The sequence below is a fragment of the Globicatella sanguinis NBRC 15551 genome (assembly GCF_001552295.1).
In the GTDB taxonomy this organism is placed as follows: domain Bacteria; phylum Bacillota; class Bacilli; order Lactobacillales; family Aerococcaceae; genus Globicatella; species Globicatella sanguinis.
The window spans coordinates 1-3,383 of the sequence record NZ_BCQX01000164.1; the positions used below are offsets into that span (position 1 = coordinate 1).

The 3,383-nt window shown below is 34.8% G+C and carries 4 protein-coding genes and 1 other RNA gene; 3 read left to right on the forward strand and 2 right to left on the reverse strand.

Going from position 1 to position 3,383, the window contains the following annotated elements:
• The first annotated feature begins 153 nt into the window (after nucleotides 1-153).
• The 3 genes from GSA01S_RS09665 to GSA01S_RS09675 all read left to right on the forward strand — a co-directional run bounded on the left by GSA01S_RS09665 (nucleotide 154) and on the right by GSA01S_RS09675 (nucleotide 2,296).
• A complete protein-coding gene (locus GSA01S_RS09665; RefSeq protein WP_066127030.1) occupies nucleotides 154-357 on the forward strand; it encodes a CsbD family protein in 204 nt (67 codons plus the stop codon).
• Nucleotides 358-597: 240 nt separating this feature from the next.
• Complete coding sequence (locus tag GSA01S_RS09670; RefSeq protein ID WP_066127033.1) at nucleotides 598-1,533, forward strand: ABC transporter ATP-binding protein; 936 nt, start codon at nucleotides 598-600, stop codon at nucleotides 1,531-1,533.
• Nucleotides 1,526-2,296 (forward strand): ABC transporter permease, encoded by a 771-nt coding sequence (locus GSA01S_RS09675; protein WP_066127036.1) that lies wholly within the window; start codon nucleotides 1,526-1,528, stop codon nucleotides 2,294-2,296. The genes GSA01S_RS09670 and GSA01S_RS09675 overlap by 8 nt, the downstream gene beginning before the upstream one ends.
• Nucleotides 2,297-2,457: 161 nt before the next feature.
• On the opposite strand, the gene GSA01S_RS09680 is transcribed toward GSA01S_RS09675, so the two are convergent.
• The gene (locus GSA01S_RS09680; RefSeq protein WP_066127039.1) at nucleotides 2,458-2,727 is read right to left on the reverse strand and encodes a hypothetical protein; all 270 of its coding nucleotides are present in this window, start codon (nucleotides 2,725-2,727) and stop codon (nucleotides 2,458-2,460) included.
• Nucleotides 2,728-2,780: 53 nt separating this feature from the next.
• Nucleotides 2,781-2,972, reverse strand: a non-coding RNA gene (gene ssrS, locus GSA01S_RS09685) — 6S RNA.
• Nucleotides 2,973-3,383: the final 411 nt, after the last annotated feature.

Below are 3,383 nucleotides of genomic sequence, written 5' to 3' on the forward strand. Positions count from 1 at the left end.
CGTATTATGACTCGTATTATGTGTTAGGTAAAAATTCTAGCTTAATTTGACAATCAAAATTTTAAGATAGTAACATTTATGAGCATATTATTTTACATATTCATCATAAGGTAGTATAGTAGAAGTATGATATAAAACAAGGAGGAAATGAATATGTCAAAAGAAAAAAATGAAGCGAAATTAGATAAAGTATCTGGATCAGTAAAAGAAACTGTCGGAAAAGTTACCGATAATGAAAAATTACAATCTGAAGGCGTTGCTGAAAAAGTTAAAGGCGCTGTCAAAGAAGGCATTGAAGATGTAAAAGATACTGTAGAAGGTATTAAAGAAGGTTTATCTGACAAAGAAGATAAATAAATTAATTAAAAGATTGGGCTTTCGGGTCCGATCTTTTTTGTTTGATAGGGAAAATAGCATGGAATTTGAGAGCCAACGTCTAATATTGATGGCTCTTTGTCAAAGGGTTGGGTTTACTGAAAAAAATCTGTCCACCAACACCTTTAAAAAAATCCTATATTTATAATAACCATTCCATTTTACCTATGTTCAAATAGATGTTAGAATAGTATCAGATGAATAAAAGGAGATTTCTTATATATGACTTATGCATTGGAAATATCGGATTTAAAGAAGGTTTATGATACAGGAGTACAAGCACTCAAGGGGATTGATTTAAAGGTCTCTGAGGGTGATTTTTATGCGTTATTAGGTCCTAATGGTGCTGGCAAGTCGACGACTATTGGTATTATTACTTCGTTAGTCAATAAAACGTCTGGGACTGTTAAAGTATTTGGTTATGATATTGATACTCAGTTAGAAAAAGCGAAGCAACAGATTGGCTTGGTACCACAAGAGTTCAATTTTAATCCATTTGAGACCGTCCAACAAATTGTGGTCAATCAAGCAGGGTATTATGGCGTCCCTCGTAAAGAAGCCTACAAGCGTAGTGAAAAATATTTAAAACAGGCAGATTTATGGGAAAAGCGTGATGAAAAAGCACGTATGTTATCAGGAGGGATGAAGCGTCGTTTGATGATCGCTAGAGCCTTGATGCATGAACCCAAACTATTGATTTTAGATGAACCGACCGCCGGGGTTGATATTGAGTTAAGAAGAGGGATGTGGCATTTCTTACAAGAGTTAAATGCTAATGGCACCACCATTATCTTAACGACTCATTATCTTGAAGAAGCCGAGATGTTATGTCGTAATATTGGCATCATCCAAGCGGGCCAACTAATTGAGAATACCAGTATGAAAGCATTATTATCAAAATTACAGCATGAAACGTTTATCTTTGATCTAGATATATCGCAACAACAACCTCAGTTAGCAGGCTATGCATATCAATTTGATGGTGACCAAACCTTGGAAGTCGAAGTTGAGCGCAATCAAGGGGTTAATGATATTTTTACTCAATTAACAAAACAAGGCATTAAGGTACTGTCGATGCGAAATAAATCGAATCGTTTGGAAGAGTTATTCCTGAAAATTACCGAAGAGAAACTTCAGACGGAGGATCAACATGTTTAGTTTATATTTTACAGCATTAAAAAGTTTAGTGATGAAAGAAACCAATCGTTATTTGCGAATTTGGGTACAAACATTAGTTCCACCTGTCATTACCACTTCGCTATATTTTATAACTTTTGGAAAAATGATTGGTGGACGTATTGGTGAAATGGGAGGCTTCGGTTATATGGAGTTTATTGTTCCAGGATTGATAATGATGTCATCGATTACCAGTTCCTATGCCAATGTTTCCTCATCATTCTTTTCTCAAAAATTACAAAAAAATATTGAAGAATTATTAGTAGCCCCTGTACCCACTCATGTTATCATTTGGGGATTTGTATTAGGAGGGGTTGGACGGAGTTTAATTGTTGCTTCATTAGTGACCATGGTGTCATTATTCTTTGTACCACTGCATGTTCATTCTTGGCTAGTGGTAGTGATGACCATTTTAATGACCGCCATTTTATTTTCTTTAGCAGGTTTAATTAATGGTGTGTTTGCTAGAAGTTTTGATGATGTCTCGATTGTGCCAACGTTTGTACTACAACCCTTAACTTATTTAGGTGGAGTGTTCTACGCCATTTCAATGTTACCGCCGTTTTGGCAAGCTATTTCGAAAATCAATCCAATCGTTTATATGATTTCGGGTTTCCGTTATGGTTTCTTAGGGATAGGCGATGTACCGATAGCGATGTCGGTTACCATTTTAATCATTTTTATTGCGGTACTGTATTCATTAGCATATTATTTAGTGGATCGTGGTATTGGCTTACGTAGCTAATTTAACCAGTACAGTAGTCAAATCCAACCCAAAAGAGCACAATATAATTGAATCTCCCTTGTTTACCACAGTGATAAGTGAGAGCAAGGGAGATTTTTTTCAAATGAGGTGAACGTACAGAGAAAATTCAGTCGACTCACATCAAAAAGTATTGAGTTCTTTTATTTCATTAATTTTACGAAGATGAAGGTGAGTACTCCCGTTAATAAGATAGCCAAAATCATCCAAATGATAAAGAGAGTTTCATATTTTAAGGTAGTTAAAAATAAACCGACTAATCCCATTGAGAAAAAGGCTGAAATGAGAGCTTTAATAATTTTAGTATCTTCAAGGTTTAACCAAACTTTTAGTTCATGGCGAAAATAGAATAAATATCCAGCGATAATCAACATTAAGAGGGGAAAAGCAAAATATAAAACCGTTAATATCATATAGTACTCCTTTAATTTCATTTATAAAAAAAGCTGGCTCGCGCCAGCTAATAAGAATATCCGAATATGCCGTCAAGGCGTACACATGTAATGAACCCGCAAGTAACTGCAGGTGGGCTTCAAGAAAATCCTTCCTGACTTCCAAGTGTAAAAGGCTTGTCATTCCAGACCTTCAGTAGAATCCCTATATAATAATAAAGTGTTCGGTTCGCACGATGTGTAAACAACGTACACTTCAGATATCTCATCTATGACTATATTATAGCACTAAATGTTTTATAAATAAAGCGATTTGCAAAAATATCATTATTAAACCGCAATCAATCGCGTTATATCAAGCTTTATCGCAAAAAAAAATTGCTTTTGGTGAGGTGCTTTAATGTTTTATTGCTTTAAAATGGGGCGATTAGACATTATAACTCAACCTAATTTAAAAAGCATTTTCTGATCAAAAGCGTTACTATATTATTTTTCACTATTGGGCAGAAGCTGGACATAAACTTGATAAATTTAGTCAAAATTATTGCTCGTTAATTAATAGCGCAGTGGTTGAATGGCATCAAACTGCGTCTTAATGAGGTTTGGTATAAATTTGATAAAATCAATAAAGTGATTGCTCGTTAATTAATAGCGCAGGGGTTGAGTGGGTCTACCTG